Source organism: Affinundibacterium amnicola, from assembly GCF_014284275.1.
Taxonomy (GTDB): domain Bacteria; phylum Pseudomonadota; class Gammaproteobacteria; order Burkholderiales; family Burkholderiaceae_D; genus Undibacterium; species Undibacterium amnicola.
Map to the genome: position 1 here is coordinate 630388 of NZ_JACOFU010000002.1, position 26512 is coordinate 656899.

The 26512-nt window shown below is 44.5% G+C and carries 22 protein-coding genes; 7 read left to right on the forward strand and 15 right to left on the reverse strand.

Annotated features, from left to right (window positions below; all coding sequences use genetic code 11):
- Positions 1–122: 122 nt before the first annotated feature.
- Complete coding sequence (locus H8K33_RS06990) at positions 123–2297, reverse strand: sodium-translocating pyrophosphatase (protein WP_186890260.1); 2175 nt, start codon at positions 2295–2297, stop codon at positions 123–125.
- Between H8K33_RS06990 and H8K33_RS06995 the strand changes: the two genes are divergently transcribed.
- A complete protein-coding gene (locus H8K33_RS06995) occupies positions 2296–2508 on the forward strand; it encodes a hypothetical protein (RefSeq protein ID WP_186890261.1) in 213 nt (70 codons plus the stop codon). The two genes, H8K33_RS06990 and H8K33_RS06995, sit on opposite strands and share 2 nt — an antisense overlap.
- A gap of 48 nt (positions 2509–2556) precedes the next feature.
- Here the strand turns inward: H8K33_RS06995 and adk are convergent, their stop codons facing one another.
- The 6 genes from adk to H8K33_RS07025 all read right to left on the reverse strand — a co-directional run bounded on the left by adk (position 2557) and on the right by H8K33_RS07025 (position 6521).
- Positions 2557–3213: an adenylate kinase gene (gene adk, locus H8K33_RS07000; protein ID WP_186890262.1), complete on the reverse strand. Its 657-nt coding sequence runs from the start codon at positions 3211–3213 to the stop codon at positions 2557–2559.
- 206 nt (positions 3214–3419) lie between these two features.
- The gene (gene kdsB / locus H8K33_RS07005; RefSeq protein WP_186890263.1) at positions 3420–4166 is read right to left on the reverse strand and encodes a 3-deoxy-manno-octulosonate cytidylyltransferase; all 747 of its coding nucleotides are present in this window, start codon (positions 4164–4166) and stop codon (positions 3420–3422) included.
- Between the two features lie 13 nt (positions 4167–4179).
- Positions 4180–4356 carry a Trm112 family protein gene (locus H8K33_RS07010; protein WP_186890264.1) on the reverse strand — a complete coding sequence of 59 codons (177 nt, stop codon included), beginning with the start codon at positions 4354–4356 and terminating at the stop codon, positions 4180–4182.
- Positions 4337–5344 carry a tetraacyldisaccharide 4'-kinase gene (gene lpxK / locus H8K33_RS07015; protein WP_343043791.1) on the reverse strand — a complete coding sequence of 336 codons (1008 nt, stop codon included), beginning with the start codon at positions 5342–5344 and terminating at the stop codon, positions 4337–4339. The genes H8K33_RS07010 and lpxK overlap by 20 nt, the downstream gene beginning before the upstream one ends.
- Positions 5345–5464: 120 nt before the next feature.
- Positions 5465–5911, reverse strand: a complete 447-nt coding sequence (locus H8K33_RS07020) for an ExbD/TolR family protein (protein WP_186890266.1) — start codon at positions 5909–5911, stop codon at positions 5465–5467.
- 4 nt (positions 5912–5915) lie between these two features.
- Complete coding sequence (locus H8K33_RS07025) at positions 5916–6521, reverse strand: MotA/TolQ/ExbB proton channel family protein (RefSeq protein WP_186890267.1); 606 nt, start codon at positions 6519–6521, stop codon at positions 5916–5918.
- Positions 6522–7435: 914 nt separating this feature from the next.
- Between H8K33_RS07025 and xseA the strand changes: the two genes are divergently transcribed.
- The 3 genes from xseA (at position 7436) to H8K33_RS07040 (ending at position 10615) form a co-directional block, all read left to right on the forward strand.
- On the forward strand, positions 7436–8815 hold the full coding sequence (xseA, locus tag H8K33_RS07030) for an exodeoxyribonuclease VII large subunit (RefSeq protein ID WP_186890268.1): 1380 nt from the start codon (positions 7436–7438) through the stop codon (positions 8813–8815).
- 120 nt (positions 8816–8935) lie between these two features.
- A complete protein-coding gene (gene sodB, locus H8K33_RS07035) occupies positions 8936–9514 on the forward strand; it encodes a superoxide dismutase [Fe] (RefSeq protein WP_186890269.1) in 579 nt (192 codons plus the stop codon).
- 174 nt (positions 9515–9688) lie between these two features.
- The gene (locus H8K33_RS07040; protein ID WP_186890270.1) at positions 9689–10615 is read left to right on the forward strand and encodes a M20/M25/M40 family metallo-hydrolase; all 927 of its coding nucleotides are present in this window, start codon (positions 9689–9691) and stop codon (positions 10613–10615) included.
- Positions 10616–10700: 85 nt separating this feature from the next.
- On the opposite strand, the gene H8K33_RS07045 is transcribed toward H8K33_RS07040, so the two are convergent.
- From H8K33_RS07045 to H8K33_RS07055, 3 genes are all read right to left on the reverse strand, one after another.
- The gene (locus tag H8K33_RS07045; protein WP_186890271.1) at positions 10701–11873 is read right to left on the reverse strand and encodes an ABC transporter permease; all 1173 of its coding nucleotides are present in this window, start codon (positions 11871–11873) and stop codon (positions 10701–10703) included.
- On the reverse strand, positions 11870–12832 hold the full coding sequence (locus H8K33_RS07050) for an ABC transporter ATP-binding protein (protein ID WP_186890272.1): 963 nt from the start codon (positions 12830–12832) through the stop codon (positions 11870–11872). Before H8K33_RS07050 ends, H8K33_RS07045 begins: the two co-directional genes overlap by 4 nt.
- A 212-nt stretch (positions 12833–13044) precedes the next feature.
- On the reverse strand, positions 13045–13995 hold the full coding sequence (locus tag H8K33_RS07055; RefSeq protein ID WP_186890273.1) for a DUF808 domain-containing protein: 951 nt from the start codon (positions 13993–13995) through the stop codon (positions 13045–13047).
- A 334-nt stretch (positions 13996–14329) separates the two neighbouring features.
- Here H8K33_RS07055 and H8K33_RS07060 point away from each other — a divergent pair, with 334 nt between their 5' ends.
- Positions 14330–17041 carry a prolyl oligopeptidase family serine peptidase gene (locus H8K33_RS07060; protein WP_186890274.1) on the forward strand — a complete coding sequence of 904 codons (2712 nt, stop codon included), beginning with the start codon at positions 14330–14332 and terminating at the stop codon, positions 17039–17041.
- Positions 17042–17106: 65 nt separating this feature from the next.
- On the opposite strand, the gene H8K33_RS07065 is transcribed toward H8K33_RS07060, so the two are convergent.
- Positions 17107–18513, reverse strand: a complete 1407-nt coding sequence (locus H8K33_RS07065) for a DUF2799 domain-containing protein (RefSeq protein WP_186890275.1) — start codon at positions 18511–18513, stop codon at positions 17107–17109.
- A gap of 148 nt (positions 18514–18661) precedes the next feature.
- On the opposite strand from H8K33_RS07065, the gene H8K33_RS07070 reads away from it, so the two are divergent.
- Positions 18662–20464, forward strand: coding sequence for an ABC transporter transmembrane domain-containing protein (locus tag H8K33_RS07070; protein WP_186890276.1), 1803 nt, complete (start codon positions 18662–18664; stop codon positions 20462–20464).
- Positions 20465–20582: 118 nt separating this feature from the next.
- Here the strand turns inward: H8K33_RS07070 and H8K33_RS07075 are convergent, their stop codons facing one another.
- On the reverse strand, positions 20583–22256 hold the full coding sequence (locus H8K33_RS07075; RefSeq protein WP_246443391.1) for an amidohydrolase: 1674 nt from the start codon (positions 22254–22256) through the stop codon (positions 20583–20585).
- 279 nt (positions 22257–22535) lie between these two features.
- Between H8K33_RS07075 and H8K33_RS07080 the strand changes: the two genes are divergently transcribed.
- Positions 22536–24095, forward strand: coding sequence for a transglycosylase SLT domain-containing protein (locus H8K33_RS07080; protein WP_186890277.1), 1560 nt, complete (start codon positions 22536–22538; stop codon positions 24093–24095).
- Between the two features lie 90 nt (positions 24096–24185).
- Here H8K33_RS07080 and H8K33_RS07085 read toward each other — a convergent pair whose 3' ends face one another.
- The 3 genes from H8K33_RS07085 to H8K33_RS07095 form a co-directional block, all read right to left on the reverse strand.
- A complete protein-coding gene (locus H8K33_RS07085) occupies positions 24186–25433 on the reverse strand; it encodes a hypothetical protein (RefSeq protein WP_186890278.1) in 1248 nt (415 codons plus the stop codon).
- A gap of 195 nt (positions 25434–25628) precedes the next feature.
- A complete protein-coding gene (locus tag H8K33_RS07090; protein WP_186890279.1) occupies positions 25629–26060 on the reverse strand; it encodes an ExbD/TolR family protein in 432 nt (143 codons plus the stop codon).
- Positions 26061–26072: 12 nt separating this feature from the next.
- Complete coding sequence (locus tag H8K33_RS07095; RefSeq protein ID WP_186890280.1) at positions 26073–26504, reverse strand: ExbD/TolR family protein; 432 nt, start codon at positions 26502–26504, stop codon at positions 26073–26075.
- Between the last annotated feature and the right edge of the window lie 8 nt (positions 26505–26512).

Sequence of the window (26512 nt, forward strand, 5' to 3'; positions counted from 1 at the left end):
CAACTTTTCGCTCTTTGTAGAAAGTAAAAAATACACGCGCAATAAAAAAGGCAGCGATTGCGTCACAATCACTGCCTTTCCATTTCACCACCAAAACCTATTATCTCAAGTCAAGGGAGCATTTACTTCGACGCGGCCTCACTTGCAGAAGCCGCATTCACTTTCACAACGTCCAACCCAACCGGTGCTTCTATCTGTGGCAAGACGTCAGCTTTGTGTGAAACCACCGGCGCAGCTTGCACTGGCGCTTTCAACCAAGGAACTAAAGGGAACAAAGGTACTAATAGTAAAGCAACGATATTGATAATTTTAATCAAAGGATTGACCGCAGGTCCGGCTGTATCTTTGTAAGGATCGCCAACCGTATCACCCGTGACCGCCGCTTTATGCGCCTCGGAACCTTTGCCGCCGAAATGACCATCCTCAATATATTTTTTAGCGTTATCCCAAGCACCACCGCCGGTTGTCATCGAAATTGCGACGAATAAGCCTGTGATAATCGTTCCCATCAACATCCCGCCTAAAGCAGCAGGGCCCAAGGTTAAACCGACTAAAATAGGGACGACCACGGGCAACAAGGAAGGCAAAATCATTTCCTTAATCGCCGACGCTGTCAACATATCGACGGCTTTATCGTATTCAGGCTTACCACTGCCATCCATGATGCCTTTGATATCACGGAACTGACGACGCACTTCCACCACGACCGCACCTGCCGCACGCCCTACGGCTTCCATCGCCATCGCACCGAACAAGTAAGGAATCAAACCACCGATAAACAAACCGACAATCACCTGTGGATCAGACAAATCAAATTTCACATCCAACCCAACTGAACTCAAGGCATGCGTGTAATCGGCGAATAATACCAATGCGGCCAAACCAGCCGAGCCAATCGCATATCCCTTAGTCACCGCCTTAGTCGTGTTACCAACAGCATCAAGTGGATCGGTAATCGCACGCACAGACTCATCCATGCCTGACATTTCTGCAATACCACCTGCATTATCAGTAATCGGACCATAGGCATCCAAGGCAACGATAATGCCTGCCATCGACAACATCGAAGTCGCAGCAACCGCAATACCATACAAACCGCCACCAAATTTATACGACACCAAAATCGCCACACACACCGCCAACACAGGATACGCAGTAGATTTCATCGAGACGCCAAGACCCGCGATAATATTTGTACCATGCCCTGTCGTAGAAGCTTCAGCAATATGACGCACTGGTTTGAAATCGGTGCCTGTGTAGTACTCAGTGATGTAGACCATCAGACCAGTCAGAACAATACCAACTACGGCGGAGACGAGCATTTGCTGACGCATCACGTCATCTTTAAAAAGCATATAAGTGACTGCAACGAAACCAATTAAAGACAAGCCAGCAGCCCACCATAAACCTTTGTACAGGGCTGACATGATTTTTTTGCCGGGTGTATGTTTGACCAGTGAACAGCCAACTATCGAAGCCGGGATCGATACCGCTCCTAACATCAGTGGATAAACAATCGCCTCTGTTACCGCATTCGTCACCATCAAAGCACCGAGCAACATGGTCGCGATCAAGGTAACGACATAAGTCTCAAACAAATCGGCCGCCATGCCCGCACAGTCACCAACATTGTCACCGACATTATCGGCAATCACCGCAGGATTACGTGGATCATCTTCCGGAATACCAGCTTCAACTTTACCGACCAAATCAGCGCCAACGTCGGCACCTTTAGTAAAGATACCACCGCCCAAACGCGCAAAAATAGAAATCAGAGAAGCACCGAAAGCCAAACCAATCAATGGCTTGATCACTTCATGCTGAGACATACCACCTGCGGAACCACTGCTCAGGTACATATAAAACAATGCGACGCCGAGCAAACCCAAGCCTGCAACGAGCATACCTGTAATGGCGCCACCTTTAAATGCAACATCTAAGGCTTGATTCATACCTTTGGTCGCCGCCTGCGCGGTACGCACATTGGCACGCACAGACACATTCATACCGATGAAGCCGCAAGCGCCAGATAACACGGCACCGATCAGAAACCCAATCGCAGTAATCATGCCCAGACCAGGCAAAATCGCGATCGCAATGAATAAAACCAAACCAACGATTGCGATCGTTTTATATTGGCGCGCCAGATACGCAGCGGCACCTTCTTGAATCGCTGTCGCAATTTCCTGCATACGGGCATTTCCCGCATCCTGTTTCAAAATCCAACTTCTTGTAATTAAACCGTAAAGTACTGCGAGTACTCCACACGCTACAACAATCCACAGACTTAATACCATGTTGACGCCTCCAATTTTTGTTGATGTTGATTACGCTAAGCTTTTGACTTTACGCCACTTAGCACGCATCACACCGTTTATAGAAATAAGCGAAATAGAACAACAGACATTTTTGTTTTTAAAACTGAATCTGGTATTGGGACAAAAAACAAATACAGAAAATGCTTGGGAGAACCTCCATCAAAAAAGACAACGATTAAATATAATATAAAACACAATACCAAGGTCAAAAAAAAGCGGACACAAAGTCCGCTTTTCTTTATTCTGCGAGTGCCGCAAATGCCGCATCGCGTATGGCATCAACCGCCCCGACGCCGGCAATTTTGCGATACTTAGGCGCGCCTGGCTTACCAGATTTTGCCCAATCACCGTAATAGCTAACCAAGACTTCCGTTTGATTATGATAGACCGACAAACGCTTTTGCACGGTCTCTTCTTTATCATCATCACGCTGTACTAAATCTTCACCAGTTTCATCGTCTTTGCCTTCGACTTTTGGCGGATTAAACTTCACATGATATGTGCGACCAGAACCTGGATGCACGCGACGTCCACTCATACGTTCGATGATCGCACTATCTGGCACATCAATTTCCAACACATAATCAATCGCGACACCTGCATCTTTCATCGCATCGGCTTGTGGCGTAGTTCTTGGGAAGCCATCAAACAAATAACCATTTGCGCAGTCATCTTGTTTCAAACGTTCTTTGACCAAACCAATGATGATGTCATCGGATACCAAACCACCCGCATCCATCACTTTTTTTGCTTCCACGCCTAACGGTGTTCCTGCTTTTACCGCTGCACGCAACATGTCTCCGGTGGAGATTTGTGGAATACCGAATTTTTCCTTAATGTAATTGGCTTGCGTGCCCTTGCCTGCTCCGGGTGCTCCCAACAAAATAAGACGCATTTTTATTTCCTAGACGAGTTTAATATTCTGTAAGTCTTGCAAATCGTAATTTGCAAAACATGATAATTTTTTGAAATAAGCTTGATTATTGTTTTACGAGGCGAAGTAAGGTCGCCGTCATTTATTTTGTTCTTTACGAAATTTACCACAGTTTTTTCCGCTTGAAACGCTTTCCAAGAACGACACCATGGTTTTTTCTCACAAGATCAAAAAAATGTTCTGACGCGTTGTAAATCCTCTAGCGTATCGACTCCAGCTGCAGGGCTTTGCTCAGTGACATGCACCGCAATCGCGATTCCATTCCATAGCACACGCAATTGTTCTAGTGCTTCAATTTGTTCTAGCGGAGAAATGGGCAATGTAGGATAGGTTTGCAAAAATTGATTTTGATATGCATACAAACCAATGTGTCGCAAAGCTTGATATCCATCCGGCATAGATTGTTGGTCTTGCGCAAACGCATCACGCGCCCACGGCATAGTCGCTCGCGAGAAATACAAAGCCCGACCCATTTTATCCAGCACAACTTTCACGACATTGGGATTAAACAAATCTTGTACAGTATGAATTGCATGCGCTGCTGTCGCCATCGGTGTGTGCGGATTCACCAAAGCTGCGGTCGCCGCAATTAAGGCTGGATCAATTAAAGGTTCGTCGCCTTGCACATTCACTACCACAGCATCATCGGACAAGCCCATCGCTGCTGCGACTTCCGCAATTCTATCGGTGCCGGATGGATGATCGGAACGTGTCATTTGCACTGCAATACCATGTTCACGACAAGCTGCAAAGATATCCGCATGATCGGTCGCCACTACCACTTGTGCTGCACCAGATAGCATGGCGCGCTCTGCTGTGCGTACCACCATGGGCTTACCACCAATATCTGCTAAGGGCTTATTCGGTAAACGAGTTGAAGCCAAACGCGCTGGCACAATAGCGATGAAACTCATGATTGACTTATTCCTATGGATGTTCGACAGGAATTGTGCGCGCCTGATCTTCCCACATAATCGGAATACCATCACGAATCGGGAAAGCTAAACGATCAGCTTTGCAAATCAACTCTTGTGCAGCTTTATCGTAGACCAATGGTCCTTTGCATAAAGGACAAACCAGAACATCAAGCAGACGTGCGTCCATACTTTTTCTCCGAAATCAATTTCAGTAGCTGGTGTTTAAATTCTGCCTCAAGTTCTGCAGCAACAGGCACCAGCCAGATACGCGGGTCGTCACGCAAGCCCGCAATTTGCCGACATTTTACTGCATCCTTCTCAGTGATAAGGATGATTTCCGCCTCTTCGTTATGAAATATTTCTGGCGTAAAAGCATAATGGTCTGCTAATGGCATCGCCTTAAAGTCTATTCCTTGTGCGCTCAGCATCGTAAAGAAACGTTGAGGATTTCCAATACCCGCTGCTGCCAGAATTTTTTTTCCCTGGAATGTAGATAGTGGTTGATGGATTTCTGGCTGCCGCAACTGAATCAAGTCACCCGCCTGCAAATGCATTTTAAAAACGTCATCTCCTATCCCTGACACTGCCGTTGAATTAGATGCATTCAAGATCGTAAAATCACGACTACGTGTTGCAGGTTCACGCAAAGGCCCCGCCGGCAATAGCCAGCCATTACCGATGCCACGCTGATCAAACATCACGATCTCCACATCACGTCCCAAAGCATAATGCTGTAAGCCATCATCTGAAATAATCACATCCACGTTCGGATATTTCTTCAACAATTGCTGCGCACTGGCGACTCTGTGACGACCAACCATCATTGGACACCCAGTCCGTTGCACGATTAGAAGTGGCTCATCACCCACCATCGTTGCTAGAGAATCTGCGAAGACCTCCTGAATCTGCTCGACATGCGCACCATAGCCACGTGAAATGACACCAGGATGCCAACCAGCCTGACGCAAAGCATCAACCAACCAAATCACCATTGGTGTTTTTCCCGTCCCGCCAATATAAATATTGCCAACGATGATGACAGGAACTGGCAAAGTCGATTGTTGATGATAACCAAGCGCCCGCAATTTAAAACGACAATCAAGCAAGAATCCGAATACTTTGGCGACTGGCCAAAGCACGACAGCCACGATGCCACGTCGTGGCCATGCTTTCACAAAAAATGATTCCAATACAGCGCGCAAACAACTACTCCTTACTGATTTTTTGCAGGTCAATAACAAAAAGAGAGAGTGAAGCCACTCTCTCTTTCTAATCGACTTGAGGCGATAGATAACTTATTTCGCGTTGGCAGTCGCCTGTGCGGCAAAAGTCACTTTGGACAAACCAGCTAAGCGCGCTGCCTCTAATACATCGATCACAGATTGATGGCTAGTGGCTCTATCTGCATTGATGATCACCACAGGATCAATGGCTGCAGCTTTGCCCGCATTCAAAGTTTCCGCCGCTTTCTTTAAATCTGTTGCGAGTGTCGCGGCATCCAAAAAGCTGACGACTTCACTATTGATTTTATAGCGTCCCTGCGCATCAATGCCGATCTCAATCTGACTTGGCTTATCTTCGGCCTTTTCTGCATCCGCAGTTGGCAAGGTGATTTGCAGTTCAGTAAAACGACTATATGTCGTCGTAACCATCAGAAAAATCAAAATAACCAATAAAACGTCGATAAAGGGTATCAAGTTAATTTCTGGATCTTCTTTGCCCCGTCCTTTACGAAAATTCATACGACTACTTTCTCGTGCTATGAACGATATCAACAAACTTCACCGCTTGCTGTTCCATCTCGACCACAAATCCATCGATCAAAGCGCGGAAATGACGATAGAAAATCATCGCCGGCATCGCGATAAAGATACCAAAACCTGTGTTGTATAGCGCAACAGAAATGCCGTGTGCTAATTGCGCTGGGTTCGCGCCAGATGCATTTTGTGAGCCGAAAATTTCTATCATACCGACAACCGTACCAAATAAACCCATCAACGGCGCTAAAGAAGCGATCGTACCTAAGGTCGTCAAGAATCTTTCCAATTCATGCGCCGCTGCACTGCCCGCTTCTTCGATCGATTCTTTCATGACTTCGCGCGGCGCGTTCACATTACGCAAGCCTGCTGCTAAGACGCGACCGAGCGGGGAATTAATCGCCAACTGATCAATCACTTCTTGCTTCACTTTGCCGCTTTGATAGACACGAATCACTTCCTCTAACAAAGTCTTAGGCAAAATCCTCTGCCGTCTTAATGACAAGCTGCGTTCGATAATTAAGGCCAAAGCGACAATCGATGCCACCAACAAAAAATAAATCGGCCAACCAGCCGCCTGAATAATCGCGAACAAATGAAACTCCTTGCCTGTTAAATCTAAATAAGTCTTAGTGACTACGAATAAACACTCAGCCCGCAATGTATCGTGTTGTTAAGCACTGGGCAAGTAGATGCACAGGATTATTTTTGATGCGTTCACGGATCGCAGAGCCACATGAAACAAACGCTAACTAAAAACACAAATATAAAGTTGTGCACAGAAACTGTGTGCAAGATTGTGGATATCCTTGGGGCTAAATTCTAAGTGTTTGATTTTAAAGATATTGATTAAGCCGCTTCAAATTTGAGCATGGCCATTCAAACTGATATTTTGTAATAAAACACGAGAAAAATCACGATTGTGAATAAGTCGCAAAGTTCTGCACACAAACTGTGGAGAACTTTGTGAACAAGCTCTTCATATCAAGTTAAGCATTTGATTTATATCAAAAAAAATCACCTGCAAGAATTTTAAGCAAAGCGTTACGAAAAGAAACTAAAGCTAATTTAATGAGCATTTTGCCTAGAACTATCCTACAAACTGAGTTTTTTCAGTGGATAAACCCATAGTTCTGCACACAAAATGTGGATATCTTTGTGAACAAGCCGGGCACATAATGCTAAACCCATGATTTTATTGAATATTATATTGCTGCCACAAAAAATGGCAGCGACTGATTTCATTTCTTTTCAGAACTTTTTCAATTTTGAAAGGCATTTCCTGTGGATAACTTTGTGCATAAGCACAAAAAAAATGCCGCTAAATGCTGCATTTTTTTGTCACAATCAACACTCCAATTATTTACCGCTTCAAGTTAAAGTAATTAAATCATTAAAAATCAAATACTTACAAAACTCTTCTCAAATGCTTTTGACAAGAAGTTTAGTGCGTGACATGCTTGCGCCTTCTTTTCTATATCTGTGGACAGCTTTCTTGCTACAAGGCTTATGGCATCAAATTTCCCTCCTCAAATCCCGCAAAAAACCGAGTCTGTCATACCAGTTTCGGCTCTAAACCAAGCTGTTGCGCAATTATTGGAGCGAAACTTCCCATTGACGTGGGTTTCCGGTGAAATCTCAAATTTTACCCGCGCCGCTTCTGGACATTGGTACTTCACACTCAAAGATAGTGCGGCTCAGGTAAGAGCTGTGATGTTTCGCGGCAGAGCACAATATGCGAATTTCATGCCACGCGAAGGCGATAAAGTAGAAGTGCGTGCGCTGGTTGGACTCTATGCGCCACGCGGCGATTATCAAATCAATGTCGAAGCAATCCGGCGCGCTGGTGTTGGAAATTTATACGAGGCTTTTTTACAACTAAAAGCCAAACTAGCCGCAGAAGGCCTATTTGACCAAGAACGAAAAAAGTCCATTCCCAGCTTTGTTCGCAGGATAGGCATTGTCACCAGTCCAAATGCAGCCGCCTTACGCGATGTGATGACGGCATTACAAAGACGTGTACCGCATATTGAAGTGATTATTTATCCCTGCCCGGTGCAAGGCGACGGTGCAGCAGCCAAAATTGCGCAAATGATCGCACTTGCTGAAGCTGAAAATCGTTGCGAATTACTGATTGTTTGCCGTGGTGGTGGCAGCATTGAAGATTTGTGGGCTTTCAATGAAGAAATTGTGGCGCGCACCATTGCACATTGCGAATTACCGGTGATCAGCGGGGTCGGGCATGAGACTGATTTCACCATCAGCGATTTCGTTGCTGATTTACGCGCGCCAACACCAACCGCTGCGGCGGAAATGGCGGCAACACCGCGAGCAGATTGGATCGCCAACTTAAACCAGTGGCAACATGCAATGCAGAGGCAAATGCGTGGTCAACTTGATCGTCAAGCACAAAATTTGGATTGGCTAAGTCAACGCCTGCAAAGCCCAAGTTCCACCTTAGCATCTAAACGCCAGCAGATAAATTATTGCGCGCAAAGTTTACGCTTTGCCGTTCTCAAACCAGTGCAAACAGCACAAAATCGATTGCTACAGCTAGAAAAAAGACTGATGCAGAAGCGTCCGCAAATTCAAGCGTGTCAGAGCAAACTTGCGTATCAGCACATGCAATTACGCACAAGCATGCGGCATCAACTGCAACAACATCAAACCAGCTTAGCTAGTCTTCAAGAAAAACTGGAGATGCTCAATCCGCAGCGAACATTAGAACGTGGGTATGTGATTTTGCAGCAAGCCGATGGGCAAGTGATTCGCAGTGCGAAACAAATTCATGCAAGAGATTTTCTACAGCTACGCACTGCCCAAGATGTCAGCGAACTGCAAATTGCGACGATCAATAGCGCTGTAAAAAAACGAAAATCAACGGATTAGCTGCAAGCAATCAGACAAAAGCTTACAATGCTGTTTTTGCCGTAAGCTGTTTTCAAAATCAGAAAACAAAAATTGCACTAAACTTTTGCATCATTTCGACTAATCAAAAAAGGAACTGCCATGGAACATACTTTGCCAGCTTTACCATACGCCATCGACGCTTTGGCTCCACACATTTCTCAAGAAACATTGGAATACCATTATGGTAAGCATCACCAAACTTATGTGACCAATTTGAATAATTTGATCAAAGGTACTGAGTTTGAAAATTCCACATTGGAAGAAATCGTTCAGAAATCTTCTGGCGGTGTTTTCAATAATGCTGCGCAAATCTGGAATCACACTTTCTACTGGAATGGTTTAAAACCAAACGGCGGCGGCGCACCAACTGGCGCATTAGCGGATGCGATCAATGCGAAATGGGGTTCTTTCGATGCATTCAAAGAAGCCTTCACTAAGTCTTGCGTTGGTAATTTCGGTTCCAGCTGGACATGGTTGGTGAAAAAAGCAGACGGCACTTTAGACATCGTCAATACATCCAACGCAGCAACACCATTGACAACAACTGACAAGCCTTTGGTCACTTGCGATCTGTGGGAACATGCTTACTACATCGATTACCGCAATGCACGTCCAAAATACTTGGAAGCATTCTGGGCATTAGTGAACTGGGATTTTGCTGCAGCCAATTTCGCCTGATTGACTTAGCGCCACAAAAGCCCGCGAACTCAAAAGCTTCGCGGGCTTTTTTTATCTTGAACGAATTTACAAACCGAGTTACTAGCCAAGTTACAAGCTCAGTCGCCAACACGAGCGGGAACTAAATTTGCATCTTAGCGACTAAAGCTTGTTCAACTCACTTTCGACGACATTATGCGCAAACAACATTCCCTCAGCATCATCTTAAGTCTGGCCTCCCTATTGGTAAGTACCCATACTCTGGCACAATCAAATCCATCGCAAGCTATGCAAGACGTGAAATATCTCGCCAGCGAGGCGATGCAAGGTCGAGAGATTGGCAGCACAGGCAATGCTTTGGCGCGCGAATACATCATTCAGCGCATCACAGAATTAGGCTTAAAACCTTGTGGCGACAACTACGTGCACGAATTTAAAGTGAATACCTTAAAACAGGCGAATGTCGGCAAAAATATCTTGGCTTGCCAGTACACAAAAGAAAATCCAGCGGCGAAATACTTGGTTGTTTCTGCACACTATGACCATGTCGGCGTCAATAATAACAAGATCTATTTTGGCGCAGACGACAATGCATCAGGTGTTGCAGGGGTATTGGCTGTCGCACAAAGTATGAAAGACACCGCTACTAAGCACCATATTGTCTATGCGTTCTTTGATGGCGAAGAACGTGGGCTCTTAGGTGCTCATGCCTTCGTTAAACAAGACATAATTCCACGCAAAGATATCGCAGCGAATCTGAATTTCGACATGATCGCGCGTGGCGATAAAAACGAATTGTTTATCAGTGGCGCACATCACAATCCGGCATTCAAATCCATACTTGACAATGTGAATAACAACAAGGCGGCCAATAGCATCAAAGTGCTATTCGATCATGACAGGCCAGAACAAGGCAGCAATGATTGGACCCCACAATCAGATCACTATGCTTTTTTTAAAGTCGGGATTCCGCATTTGTATTTTGGCGTCGAAGATCATGCCGATTATCACAAACCAACCGACACTTTTGAAAAAATTAATCCGCAATTCTTTGATGCTTGTATCGAATTTCTCAAACTAGCAGTCAAACGTGTTGATCAGCAATTTACACGTAAGAACTGAGAAAGATAAGGCGATAAAAAAGCGGCACCTGATTGATTCAGGTGCCGCTTTTTTCTTTTACAAAGATACGCAATATGATGGACGATTACTGATGTTTTACTGGGAACAAGAAAGTTTCTAACAATTGTTTCCAACTAGGTTCTTTTCCATACATCCGTATACCCAAAGTGAACACCCGTGTCGCCGCCGACTTAAACCACCACAAACACGCCAGCAACAAACCAAGCGCCAACAACCACTGCCACATCGGCACTTCGGTATGTGCCATACGCAATGGCATCGCCGCAAATGAGGTCAATGGAAACACGCTCAATACCTGCATCATCATGCCTTCCGCGTTATCAATTCCACTGTAAGCGAGGCCAACTGGTAAGGCAGGCAGAAACATCATAATGCTGCGACTAGAATGATTGGGATCATCGATGGTTGCGGCAAACGCGGCCATAAAGCTGTTCACTAACAACAAGCCTAAAATCACAAACAAGAGCGTACTAAACAGTTGGAAAGCCGTGACTGGAAGACTGATCTCTGCCTTACCAGCAATCACCGCAGCACCTTGAATAAAGGCGAAGAAAATCAGTCCATAGGTCAACATCGTTTTCAAACAGAACAGTGAAATACCAAGAATTTTTCCTTGTATCCATTGTGCTGGAGTGATCAAGGTTAATAATTGTTCCGTAACGCGATTTTGTTTTTCGCTGGTAATGCCCGTGAACAAATAACCAAAACCGGAAAAAATTCCCATAATCAAAAGAAACAGTACAGCACCACTTAAAATCGCACGGCCTTTCTCATCTTTATCATCTTTTTCTGGCTTCAACATCACGGTTTTAATTTCAGGCAGCTGCGTGATTTGTTGACGTTGTTGCACAGTTAAAGGCAACTGTGCAATTTGACGTTCTTGCTGCCAGCTTTGCAAATTGGATTTTAACTTCGCTTGCCAACTCGCCTTTTCTTTCAATGTCAGTTTGACCTGGCCATCTTCAATTTCGATCACAGCATGCCAAGTCTCTCCCACATTATTGAGCACCTCAGCGCGTGTCGTTGGACTAACTTCACTAAACTGAAATCCATCTAGCTTAGGCAAAGGGCTGACGCCAATGACTGCCACTTGATAGTCCTTATCCAAAAATCCTTTGACATGCGGCCAAACGAAAGAAAAACCCATACCAACTAACAATAAGGCGATTGAAATAATCTCTTGCTTCCATTTGAAATAGCGTTTGAATTCAAACACGGCAATGTTCCAAGTATTCATGCTACTTCTCCTTCATTCTTATTCACTGGCATCGTTTGTTGCACATTGTGCGCTTGCACTGCTGTTAGATATAGATCATGCAGACTAGGTTGAATACGACCAAAATCAATCAATTCACCAAGTGCCATTACTTGTTGTAAAAGTTGATTGACGCTAGCGCCTTCATGCAATTGCACGATGAACTGCGTACTTGTTTTGGACTCAATGGACTTCACAGCAAGGCATGCAGCGAGCGCATCACTAGTCATCTCGTCAACAAAACTTAATTGATAAAATTTTTCTGGGCTGAGTTGCGTAATCACTTCATTTAAACTACCTAACGCGACTTGCTGTCCCTTATTTAGCAACAACATAGCATCAGCTAAACGCTCAACCAATGCCATTTGATGCGCACTTAATAGAATCGTCGTTCCACTTTGTTTTAATTCGTTCAAGATACTCAGCACATGTTCTTGATTGATTGGATCTAAGCCAGAAAAAGGTTCATCCAAAATCAATAATTGCGGGCGATGAATTAAGCAGCTGATCAACTGTACTTTTTGCTGATTACCTTTGGAAAGCTTGCTCAAGTTATCTTTGACTTTATCCATCAAATCAAAACGCGGTAACCAAATCGCTAGCTGTTCGCGTATCTGTTCTTTACTCAATCCACGCAAGGTACCGATGTAGCTTAAATTCTCCGTCACCGTTTTATCCAGATATAAACCACGATCTTCTGGCAAGTAACCGAAACTGGTTTCTGGAATTTTCGGAATTTGCTGCCCATTCGAAAAAATTCGAATCTCGCCCGCGTCAGCCATCGTTAGGCCAACCAACATACGAATTAAGGAGGATTTACCCGCCCCATTTGGTCCCAGCAAGGCGAATATTTTTCCTGGCTCCACCGTGAAGCTCAAAGAATGCACAGCTTTCACCGTGCTATACGTTTTTTCTACCTGATTAACTTCGATGCCTATCATTTTATCCCCTGTTTAATCTTCAATTCAAAAGCCATCACCTGCGATGTGCGTAATGTACGAGTTCGATCGATCAAAGCAAAGTCGCATGCGACCAAATACGAAAAATATTTCATGAAACACGAACTTTGATCGATAAAAAATGGCGGTAGGTGCGAGCACCATCCGCCATTCAATTCACTTCCAGCTAATTACCGAGCAACAAACAATCTGTGTTATGCCGCCTTCTTCTGAAAAATACGTTGAAAACCTGTGACGCCTAACAAGACAAAAGCACCTGCAATCATGCCAAATACTGCATCGATCAAACTAGGAACTAAGGCTTGCAATACGCCACCAATCCAAGCAATGCTGCCAGCATTTTGTGCGACTTGGGTAGAAAATTCACTAACTGCATGAACCCCGTGCGACAAAATACCTCCACCGACCAAAAACATCGCCGCAGTACCAATGACTGTCAATGCTTTCATCAGACGCGGTGCGAAAGCCACCAAACCATCGCCCAAACGACGTTGGGCGCTACGCAACCACGATTGTTCTTGATTGCGTTGCAGATAAAATCCCATATCATCCAATTTAACGATCAAGGCGACAAAGCCATAAACACCGACCGTCATAATCAGACTAACGCCAACTAATACTGCGACACGCGTTGCAAACAAAGATGCGGCAACGGTTCCCAAGGTGATAATAATAATTTCTCCGCTAAGGACAAAATCAGTGCGTATTGCGCCTTTAATTTTGTCCTTTTCAAACTTCACCATATCGACTTCTTCATGGCTGATCGCGTCAATCAACTCGCGATGATGCGCTTCATCTTCTGCTTCATTATGTAAAAATTTATGCGCTAATTTTTCCACACCTTCAAAACACAAATAAGCACCACCTATCATTAACAATGGCGTGATCGACCAAGGTGCCAAAGCACTTAACAACAAAGCTAATGGAACAAGAATCACTTTATTCATCAGTGAACCCTTCGCCACGGCCCAAACTACCGGCAATTCCCGATCAGCTCGTACACCACTAACTTGCTCCGCGTTCAGTGCCAGATCGTCACCTAAGACACCAGCCGTTTTCTTTGTTGCGACTTTGGTCATCAATGCGACATCGTCTAAAACGGTCGCGATATCATCAAGTAGTGTTAAAAGACTAGCACCTGGCATAAAGGCTTTCTGTAAATTAAAGAGAAATAGATAAACCGCATTGCAGTGATCTCACTGAGCAGGTCAACATGTTTTGCAAAGAAGTCAAAATTCTACTGTACAAAACGCTACTGTTCTAGCAATTCTCTTTGGTGAAATCGAATTAGAATCACCACACCCCTAAAACTGTACAATTTTAGCTATCTCTTTGCTTACAAAAAAACCCTTAACTGTCCTGCGTTTCGCTGGAACTTTCAATACTGCAATCAGTCTATCTGAGCTTGAATAGCGCTTAGATCATATCGACCAAGCCAGCTTCTCATAACAACAAAGTCAAATCCTAAGAGAGGAATCTATGAAGAAGAAAGCCATTGCACTTAGCATCAGCCTGATTTACAGCGGCCTGATCAGCATAAGCAATCCGGTACTTGCACAAACTGAGGCAAAAACCAAAGAAATCAAAATCAATAAAATAAAAGCTTCGGAACTCAGCCTAGAACAACTGTACCGTAGCAAATCCTATTCAGGCAAAGCAGCCAATCAATTAAAGTTTAGTGATGATGCGCGCTTTCTAGCCTATGTCTGGAACCCCTATGGTGAAGAAGGTAATGACTTATATTTACATGATGCAGAAACTGGTAAGACTAGTCGCATTACTTCACCGACACTAATGAAAACTTACGACGCACCAGAAGACTGGGATCGTTTTGAGAAAAAATTGCTTCAGAAAGAAAAAGAACTGAACGAACGTCAAGCCAAGGCTGAAGCGCAAGCAGCCTATTTACGTGGCGAAAAAATCGATTTATTGCAATGGGAACGCGCAGCTATCGAAGAAATCAAACGCGAACTAGTCGACAAAAAAGCACGTGATGCGGCGAAGAAATCTGAAAAAGATGCAGAGGCCGCAAAAGAAAAATTGGCCGTCGCAGCGATGAAAGCCAATAAAATAAATGATGCAGCCACGGAGAAAAAAGACAGTGGCGAAGTTAAACAAGACAATAAGCTAGACAATAAAAACGCCAAACTCGATGACGCAAAAAAAAGCGAGGTCGATAAAGAGCTTTGGGAATTACGCGATGAATTGAAGAAAAAACTCGCGAAAGAAAAACTCAAAAATACTGATCTGTATCCTGGTGTAGAAAATCTGATCTGGGCGAACAAAGCACAAGAACTTATCTTCCAGTATCGTGGCGATTTATTCCGCCTGCAAGCACAGTCAGGGCAAATTGAACGTCTGACAAAAACCGATAAAGTCGAACGCATCGTTGCTTATACTGCGGACGACAATGGCTACCTTTACATGGATGACAAACGTATCTATGCAGCGAATTTCAATAGCGGAAAATTACGTCAACTAAACCCTGAATTCATCCACGCAGATGAGGTTGAAAAGAAGTACAGCTTGAACAACACCACCTTAAGTGAAGACAAACAATGGATGGCGATCAGTGCTAGCGCCGCCATCGGTGAGCCAGGTAAAACACCACCTGGCCGTCAAGTTGAAATCATGAATTACAACGACCGATTTGCGACCGCAAAAAAGGTAAACCGCGAAGTCTCTGATGACAAACGCACTGTACCAGCAAGCGCACTTTACATACGCAAAGTGAGCGATGAATCTATGCGTCAGCCAAGTCCCGTATTCACCAATGATGGCGGCGATGTCTGGTTTGAAATGAGCCGTGTCGCTTTCGCGAAAGACGGTAGCCAATACACCTTCTCAACTTGGGAACGCGAGAAGGAATTACTACGTATCTATCACGGCACAACGGCCGACAACGACAAACCCAAAATCATCTTCGAACGTCGCGGCAATGTTGGTCACGAAGTCGTCGATGTCGTGTCACCACAATTTACGCCTGATGGAAAACAATTAATTGCGGTACTAGATGAACATGGTTTCCGCCAGCCATATGTGATTAATACCAGTAATGGCAGTGCTACACCGATTTTGAAGGGCAATTTTGAAGCGCACAGAATTTTAAGTTTTACGTCGGATAGTAAAGACATGTTCGTGCTTGCAAATCGTGACGACTTTGCAGCCATGAATGTGTTTAAAGTCAAACTAGAAACCGGTGAAATGACAGCTCTCGGTGAACCGGGCGATTTTCATCGTACGACAACGGTTGCAGAAAATACGCAAAGACTTGCAAGTGTTGCGGGGCAATGGTCTAAACGTCCAGAATTAAAACTGATTGATCTCACGAGCAATAAAGTGAGTAGCAAGACTTTAACTGACAGCCATGACCCACAGTGGAATGCAGTGCATCTGCTGCAACCCGAACGCTTCAACTTCACTAATCGTCATGGCGATAAAATAGAAGCCTATGTTTTCAAGCCTCAGAATTGGAGTAGTAGCGACAGCCGCCCAGCAATCGTCTATACCTATGGCGGACCACTCGGTGATCGACACATTATTGAAACCGATAGTTTCCAACCCACAGCCTATTTATTCGGTATGTATATGGCTGCGAAACATGGTTATGTCACCGTCGCAGTCGATCCACGTGGGCACTCTAACTATGGACGCAGATTCAGCGGTGCAAACTGGGAACAAGTCGGCAAACCACAAACTGAAGATCTCGAAGATCTCGCCAAACACATGCAAAAGAAACTAGGTGTGGATGGCAAACGCATAGGCTTAAATGGCTGGAGTTTTGGTGGTTTCCAAACGCAGTACACGATGTACACCAGCCCTGACGTTTTCGCCGCAGGTATCGCAGGTGCAGGACCTACCGAGTGGGAAAACTATAACAGTTGGTATAGCGGTCGCACCATTGGCAAGGTAGATCGCAGTAAACCGAACTTGCGTCGTTATTCTTTATTACCACTCACAGTTGGCTTGAAAAAACCCTTGATGCTCGTACACGGCATGCTTGATCCGAATGTCTTGTATCAAGACACCGTAAATGTCTATCGCGCTTTACTGGAAAACGGCAAAGAAAGCTTAGTCGATTTATTCCTTGATCCCGATGGCGAACACGGTATGGGCGGTGCAGTCAAACCAAAAGCTTGGCATAAAAAATATGAGAGTTTTTTCTTGCAGCATTTAGGTAAGGCGAAGTAATTCGTCGATGCAGTGAATAAAAAAGACGCAAATTACCCGCGTCTTTTTTACTTTCAACACTGACTTTAGATACTACGTTGCAGTTGATCCAAGCGTTCTTCATGACGGAAGCGCCACGCTTCTAAATCATCTAAGCTGCGATTGAGATCGCGAATCGAGCGTCGAATATCATGTCGCTCTTGGTCTCGACGCTTTTCGCGGTTCGTTGCGTCTTTCACCGCATTTTGATCTTTGCTATTTTTAATAATGTCTTGGTCTTTACGAGAATCTTTGTCTAATTGACGGATACGATAATCTGCGTCATTACGACGATCAAGCGCATAACGAATGTCGCGCTCTATTCTTTCTTTCTCGTGCCAAGTGATTTCATATTTTTGCCCATTGTCATACGCATGTTTCACTCTCGCTTGCATCGTTGCGTGGCAAACCTTGACTTCGAAATACTGTGACTGACGACCAAAAGCAAACGCATTTTCAGGACTGCAATAGCGCATGTTTTCATCGTTCCAGGCTTGCAAGTAAATCTCTCTGGTTTGATCGATCACAAACACTTTATCTTTACGAGCATTGGCGATACGTTCGTCGATTCTTTGCGGTTGTCCAAAACCATCATCTTTGCCCGCATCGCGCCAGTATGCTTGCAAACGATTTTCCCACATCGCCTGATACGCCTCTTCGACAAATTTCAATTCACGTTTTTTTGCATCAACCCGACGCATGTATCGATCCCAACCATTGGTCGCATCCTCCCAAGCGATACGTTTCCAATATTCGACAATCTCGGCATCCCACGCAATTTGATACGCGTCGCTACGAACTAAAACTAGACGTTCTTTCGCTGCTTGAATATGCTGTTGCAACATCTTATCGGAGATTCCCTGACGCGCATCTTCAAATCCTAAGCGCGTCCAATAGGCTTGATTACCTCGCTGCCAGCCAGCTTGAAAAGCTGCTGAATTGAATGCGATATCACCTGCATTGGCCGCTCTTTGCGTTTCTATGGTGGCTGCTAATCCAGCGACCCCATCTTGATCACCGATGGCATTCCAATAGTCGGCATTTCCTTGTTTCCAACCGATATCATAGGCAACAGGATTCAACGGTGTTTTATTGTCCAAAATGCTTTCAGAACGAATTTGCGTTTGATAGAAATTTGCTGGTCGAGGAACCCGACCATCAGCATCGCCTAATTTTTGCCAAAATTGTGCATTGCCATTTTCCCACCCAGTTTGATAAAAGGCGGCAGATTCCGTTTTGATTTTATCGCCATCAACACCCGCGCAGAATGATCGGCGCTCTTCAAAATTTGCAGGTAAACCTTTAATACCATCTTTGTTACCAATAACATTCCAGTCACCTTGCTTACAATCTTTTATTTGGCGCATGGTTGATTGACAACCAGTCAAACCCAAACTCAGCAAAGCAAACATGAAAATAGAGGTGAAATTAAAACGAGTGAGGATGGTCAACATGGCGAGTGAGTATTGTAGAAGAAGTAAATCCAGTAACGATTAGGCAGAATCTTTGTTGACAACAATGTTAAAAAATGAAAAATCACAAAGCCGACAGGTATTCAAAAAAGCTGCCACAATATACGCCATCTTTTCCAGAACTGCGACTATGTCCAACACCCATTCAACTTCAACCACACCAGCAAGCGGCAGTATGGCAACCCTCAGCGGCCTACTGCCTTTTCTACGACCATACCGTCGTCAGTTCGCAATCGCAGGCATTGCTTTAGTCATTGCAGCTTGCGCAACACTCACCATTCCTTATGCGTTTCGCCAGATGATTGATATGGGATTTAGTAAAATCGGCGACGGCGGCACGCATGGTATCGAGCATGTGAATCTGACTTTTCTGGCTTTATTCGGTGTTGCTGTGATCTTGGGTATCGCTACCGCAGCGCGTTTCTACATGGTGTCTTGGATAGGCGAGCGGGTTACGGCCGACATCCGCAATGCCGTCTATGCCCATGTGGTGACGCAGAGTCCAGAATTTTTCGAAACCACTCAAACCGGTGAGGTACTTTCACGACTGACCACGGACACGACTTTAATTCAAGCCGTGGTTAGCACTAGCATTAGTCTCGCCTTGCGCAATCTTTTACTATTTATTGGTGGCTTGGTGATGCTCTTTATTACCAGCCCTATGCTATCGTCGATCATTATCGTGATGTTGGTCTTAGTCATCGTGCCGATTATTTTATTTGGCCGCCGTGTTCGTCAATTATCACGTGATTCACAAGACCGAATTGCCGATGCATCTGCAGTTGCTGGCGAGATCTTAAACGCGATGCCAACTGTCCAGGCTTACACCCATGAACAGATTGAAGCGCAACGTTTTTCCAGTTCAGTGGAACATGCGTTTAGTACCGCGATGCGTCGCATTCGTGCCCGTTCTTTGTTGACGATGATCGCGGTTCTTTTGATCTTTGGTGCAATCGTTTTCGTCTTATGGTTAGGCGCGCATGCGGTGATGCAAGGCGAAATGAGTGGCGGCAAGTTAGGACAATTTATTCTCTATGCATCGATTGTCGCTGGTGCGATGGGTGCGCTATCTGAAGTGATGGGCGAAGCGCAACGGGCGGCTGGTGCGACAGAGCGTTTATTGGAGCTCATGTCGGTGCAATCCCCTATCACCAATCCAGTGATGGCATGCGCACTGCCACAGAAAGATATGCATGGTGCTACAGTCGATGTAGATCATGTGTTTTTTCATTATCCATCACGCCCCGAATCTGCAGCGCTCTCTGAAATTCAGCTATCCATTAAAGCGGGAGAAACCATCGCCTTAGTGGGTTCGTCGGGGGCAGGAAAAACCACCTTGTTCCAATTATTACTGCGTTTTTACGATCCCCAACAAGGCAAAATTCGTATTGATGGCGTGGATATTAAAGAACTCGGTTTGCACACCCTGCGCGGAACCATCGGCATCGTGCCGCAAGATACCGTGATTTTCTCTGCAAATGCTTTAGAAAACATACGCTATGGACGCGTCGATGCCAGCGATGAAGAAGTCATACAAGCTGCCAAGTTGGCAGCCGCGCATGAATTCATTGAGCGACTACCAGAAGGCTATCAAGCCTTTTTAGGTGAGCGTGGTGTGCGTTTATCTGGTGGACAGAAACAAAGGATCGCTATCGCCCGTGCAATTCTAAAGAATCCACGTCTGATGTTATTGGATGAAGCCACCAGTGCTTTAGATGCAGAATCTGAACGTTTGGTGCAACAAGCCTTAGAGACCGCGATGCAAGGAAGAACCACCTTAATCATCGCACATCGATTAGCAACCGTGCAGCGTGCCGATAAAATCATTGTGCTAGAACACGGTCGTATCGTCGAGACTGGTAATCACGCTGAGCTTATTGCACATGGTGGAGTCTATGCACATTTGGCCTCTTTACAGTTTCACCTTGCATGATGTTTCATTTCGGTGAAATTGATTAAGCCACATACACCATGCACCTAGCACTGCACCAATAAAAAACGCACTTCAAACAATTGTCTGAAGTGCGTTTTTTATCAAGCTCAAAGTTGGCTTACTTCACATAAACCTGTTTACCCGCCTGCCAAGTTTGCAGCACCACAGTTTTATAAATATCTTTACTTGGAATCTTAAAAATGTCCTGATCAATCACAATAAAATCAGCCCATTTTCCTTTTTCCAAACTACCGAGAATTTTCTCTTGATGACCTGCGTACGCCGCATCCAAGGTGAAGCACCGGAAAGCCTCTTGCACTGTCATAGCTTGTTCTGGATGCCAACCTTTGACCGGCATTTGTTGATGGTCTTGGCGCGTCACTGCAGCGTAAATTCCCCAAAATGGATTCGGGCTTTCAATAGGAAAATCCGAACCACATGGAATCTTCGAACCTTGTTTCAAGAAAGTACGCCAAGCATAGGCACCTTTAATACGTTCTTTACCAACGCGGTCTTCTGCCATATTCATATCCGAGGTAGCATGAGTAGGCTGCATCGAGGGGATAATGTTTGCCTTCGCCACGCGCGGAATATCGCTCAGTTCCAAAACCTGCGCATGCTCAATACGATGACGCAAAGTCTGCGCATCGTTCTTCTTTGGTAAGGAAGCTAATGCATCAATCACTTGTCGATTTCCCGCATCACCAATCGCATGCACATTCACCTGGTAACCCTTAGCTGCAGCTTTTTTTACCATGCGCTGCATCTCATTGTCTTGCACAAACAAAAGTCCTTTGGTGTGAGGCGCGTCGCTATACGGCGCCAACAAGGCCGCGCCACGACTACCCAAGGCACCGTCAGAATACAGTTTGACAGAACGTAGCGCATAACGATCATCGGCATGGCTTTTCAGTGGTCCCGCAATAGACACCGCATCAAAAAATTGATCAACACCACCGATCATGCCGTAAACACGGGTAGTCAATTTCCCTTGTGTTGCGTATTCACGAAACAGTTTATCTGACTGTGCGTCAACTCCAGCATCATGCACTGTGGTCAAACCAACGCTACGCAATTGTTTCAACGCTGCATCCAGTGCGACTCTTAATTCCGCATCATTTTGTGCTGGAATGACTTTCTCAATAATATCCATAGCAGCATCCACCAAAATGCCAGATGCCTCCCCATTGGAGTCACGTTCAATTTTACCGCCGACGGGATCAGCGCTTGTTTTAGTGATGCCAGCTAATGCTAAGGCTTTAGAATTCGCCCAACCCGCATGTCCATCAACGCGACGTAACCACACAGGACGATCCGCGACCACAGTATCTAGTTCTTTCGCTGTGGGAAAACGGCCGAGTTTCCAGATCGCTTGATTCCATTCTCCACCCAGAATCCATTGCTGCTGAGTCGCCTGTGCTGCGTACTGCTTAATCGCACTTAAGGCCTCGGTTAAATTACTTGTGGCACGCAAACTCAATTGACTTGCTGAAGTTCCCAAACCGAACACATGTCCATGTGCATCAATCAAACCTGGCAACACAGTTTTACCACCCAGATCAATCAATTTTGCTTGCGGCATTTTCTTCTGCAATAGCTTCTGCGTTCCAGTAGCAATCACTTTACCTGCGTCGTCAACCAACATCGCATCAAAAACTTGTAGCTGCTGCTTTTGATTCAAGGTATATCCATTGGCCTTCACAAACAATGTGTCGGCATAAACGTTCATGCTACAAGCGCCTAACACTGCCAGATTCACCAATGTCAAACCAAACATATTTTTTCTTTTCATCTTTGTCTCTCAAATATTATGAATCGTTCTTTTCACCAATCAAATTAACCAAAAACATAGCGCACACGCTCTTTTCTCAACGCAATCCCCCACTTACTACAACTCAAAAAATTTCCTCACGGGAATAGTATTTCATAATCGGAATCGAAACACCCTCGAGATAAAAACTTTAACGGATTTTCAGGCATTTTGCTGCTATTTCTCTTGACCTCGAAATACAGCGTTGCGTACACTTCGCTGTTACTTATCTCACAGTCGATTGTATCGATTCTCGTCTCCATGAAACGATTTATTTACTGTCTACAATGTTTTGCCTTTGTATTATTCTGCTCAGTATCGACTGATACTACCGCCAACACCGACGGCGTACTGAAACTCACAAAAAAACTCAGCGAGCAAAAATCTGAGTTTCCAATCGACACCGATACTACTCCTGATATTGAGAAAGCCAGCGGAGATGAAATTCTCATCTTTACTGAATCTGATTTATGGAACCGGATTCGACATGGCTATGCAATACCCAACTTAGACAATCAATTGGTTACTTATCAAACTAATTGGTATAGCGCACGTATCGACTATTTGTTAAGGATCATTCAACGAGGTTCACGGTATTTGTATCACGTAGTTGACGCCTTAGATAAACGCGGTATGCCTACCGATTTAGCTTTACTTCCCTTCATCGAGTCAGCATTTAATCCAAATGCGATCTCGACTGCCAAGGCCTCTGGCATGTGGCAATTTATGCCAGCGACCGGGCGTGACTTCAATTTGCGTCAAAATATTTTTAAAGATGACCGACGTGGTGTCTTAGATTCAACCGAAGCAGCACTCGATTACCTGCAACGTTTATACAATATGTTCGGCGACTGGCAGCTGGCGCTAGCAGCCTATAATTGGGGAGAGGGTTCGGTTCAACGTGCAATCAAACGCCAGCAAGCGATGGGATTGCCAATTGACTTTGATAGCTTGTCAGCTTTAATGCCGAATGAAACAAAAAATTATGTACCAAAATTACAAGCAGTTAAAAATATCATTGGTCACCCGGAGCAATTTAACGTCATCTTGCCGCGCCTCGACAATGAGCCCTATTTCACTAGTGTAAAAAACGAGAAAGACATAGACGTTCACCTCGCAGCAAAACTAGCTGAGCTGCCGCTAAGTGAATTCAAAGCATTAAATCCTCAATTTAATCGCCCTATCATTACGGGGGGCAATAACACCAGCATTCTTTTACCGATTGAAAATGCAAGTGTGTTTGAAAATAATTTCCTCAGCTGGAAAGGCGCTTACTCATCTTGGACCACCTTAAGTATCAACAAATCAGAACGCGTTGAGTCACTGGCCAATCGTTTCGGTTACAAGGCAGATGTCGTCAGAGAGGTCAACGCCATCCCAGCTAAAATGATTGTCAAGGCTGGGTCAACCATCTTGGTACCAAAAACGGCAAGATTTTCGGAGGAAAACATTCCTCAACAAATCGCCGAGGATGCCCAATTACGCATCGAGCGGGCTGAGCCAGGTACACGTAAAATCATCGTCAAAATCGGCAAAAAAGATAGTTTAGCAAGCGTAGCGAAACGTTACAAACTAAATGTTACGGATATCAAATCGTGGAACGACTTGAATAGAGATCAAATTAAACCAGGTCAAAAACTTGTTTTACACATTGCAAAGCAAAGTTCGAAATCGCAACGGAACAATACACTATCAGGTAAATTAGCCAAAAATAAATCTAGTGTTCGAAATAAGGCTCTCGCAAGCACAAAGAAAGCAGTCAAAACTAAAAACAGCAAAGCAATCATTGTGGCAAATAGAAAAACAAAAAAACAAACCTAATGTAATAATTTTTTTAATCTGTATTTATCCGATTAAAAAAGTAAAAAAGGCAGCTCAAAGCTGCCTTTTTTATTGAACCGACGGAGTCAGTTACTTAGCCTGATTAGCGTAAATCACCCAGAATCGCGCCAACTCTGCAGTACCGTCTTTACCTTTAACGTTCTTCAGAATTTTCACACCAGCTGGTTTTTTGCCTGCCATCAAATATGCCATACCCAAATGTAAATCTGCATCATCTGCGAATTTCAGATTACCTTTTTTGATGCCTTGCTCCATCAAGCTAATACCTTTGTCGTATTCGCCACCAGCAGCTAAAGAAAATCCAAGATTCACCAAAGCAGTACCATCTGTACTTTTTTCTGCAGCCGCTTCAGCTGCAGCCAGACCAGCTTTTGCCTCTGCAACACGTTTCGCAGCCAAATCCTTCAAACGACCATGACGCGCAGCTTCAGCTCCTGTACCTAATGCACCAGCTTTGTAGCCTTGCTCAATAATCTTAACCGCTTCAGTGGCGTTGCCATCTTGAATCGCCATTTGCGCCATTTCCATATAATCACTGGTCTTAGAAATCTGACCAACGGCCAATTTCAAACGGTACAAATCCATAGACAAACGAGATGAGAATTCTGGCTTACGCTCTACGCTATTAAGCAAGTTAACCCAGTATTCTTTTTTACCATAGTGCATGACCAGCTTTTCCAAAGTCGCTAAGTATGCAACTTTGTCACTTTTCTGGACTGCAAATGCATAAGCCTCTAAAGTAGTTTGACTTGGTACACGACCAGCTTTCTCTGCGGCCTGAATTTCAGCACGTGTTTCCTTTAACGCCCCAGCATTGTCGCCGCTCATGGACTTCGCCTGAATCATGTACTGACGCGCTGAGCCATCAGTGCCACCTTCACTAAAATAACGCTCATACATCTTCGCCGCTTTAGCAAAGCTATTCGCTTTGAAATAAGAATTCGCCAAGACCTGAATTAACTGTAACTGTTCTTTAGCAGGCAGCTTATTTGCTGCCACAATGACTTCTGCCGAACGAATCACCGCATCGTTATCCCCAGCAGCTGAAGCAACAGATAAGCGCATACGCTCAATAGTGAAAGTCTCATTGACAGTCTTATTGCCAACACGATCAGCCTCTTGCAACTTACCTAAAGCATCACGGTATTTTTTTGCTCTAAATAGCTCATTTGCCTGCTGTACAATTTTACCGACTTCTGCGCGCATCGCTTCTTGGGCATAAGCGGTATTACCAGCTACGCCAGTTAATTCAGGAATAGTCGCACAGCCCATAGCTGCGATCAAAATAGCTAGTTGTGATAAGCGAAGATGCTTCATATTTGATCTCTCAATCAATAAAATTAATAAATTTCGAACCTAATTTCAAACCTGAACAGCTGATTACCTAATTCAGAGTGGTAAGCCATCACACTCCAGTCAAGCATAACTCAGAATACAAAAAAAGGCAGGGAAATCCCCGCCCTCTTTCGTTAAACAATCGTATGAATTAATATGATTAACTCAAAACAAGTATTAATTTTTTAAGAACTGTTCGTTACCGATCATACCCAATTTCGTGATACCACGACTTTGAGCTGAGGCCATCACGGCAGCGACAGACTTATAAGATACTAAACGATTTGGCTGTAAATGAATCTCAGGTTGTGGACTCATTGCTGCAGCCTCTGACAACTTGGATTCTAACTGAGAACGATTCACAACTTCACCGTTCCAAGTCATTGTGCCATCAAAATCAACATCAATTTTTACCACTGTAGGAAGTACATCCGGAGGTGGCTGATTGGTGTTTTGCGGCATATTTAAATTGACCGCGTGATTTGCAATTGGAAGTGTCGTGATAAACATAATGATCAACACCAACATAACGTCGATCATTGGTGTCATATTCATTTCCATCATTGGTTCTGGCTCACCACCAGAACCGGAGCTCATATTCATGCCCATGCGATTCTCCTATTAGCCTTTCGGTGGTGGTTCAAGTACGAAACCAACTTTTGCGATACCTGCACGTTGCACTGTCAAAATCGTTTTACCGATAGACTCATAGCGTGCATTTTGATCGCCACGAATATGCACTTCAGGTTGCGGAACTTTAACTGCTTCTTTCGACATCAATTCCATCAAAGCATCATCTGAAGCGACCGGAGTACGAATACCACCCCAGTAAATATCACCATCTTTACTTACCGTAATAATGACATTTTTTGCATCCGGATGATAATCTTCATTCTTTTCAGGTGGAAGAGAGACTTTTGTTAAGTCTAAAACTACTGGTGATGTAATGATAAAGATGATCAACAAGACCAACATAATATCCACAAGTGGTGTGGTATTAATGGTGCTGTTGACTTGGTCTTCACCGCCGCCACCGCCGATTTGCATTCCCATAATATTTT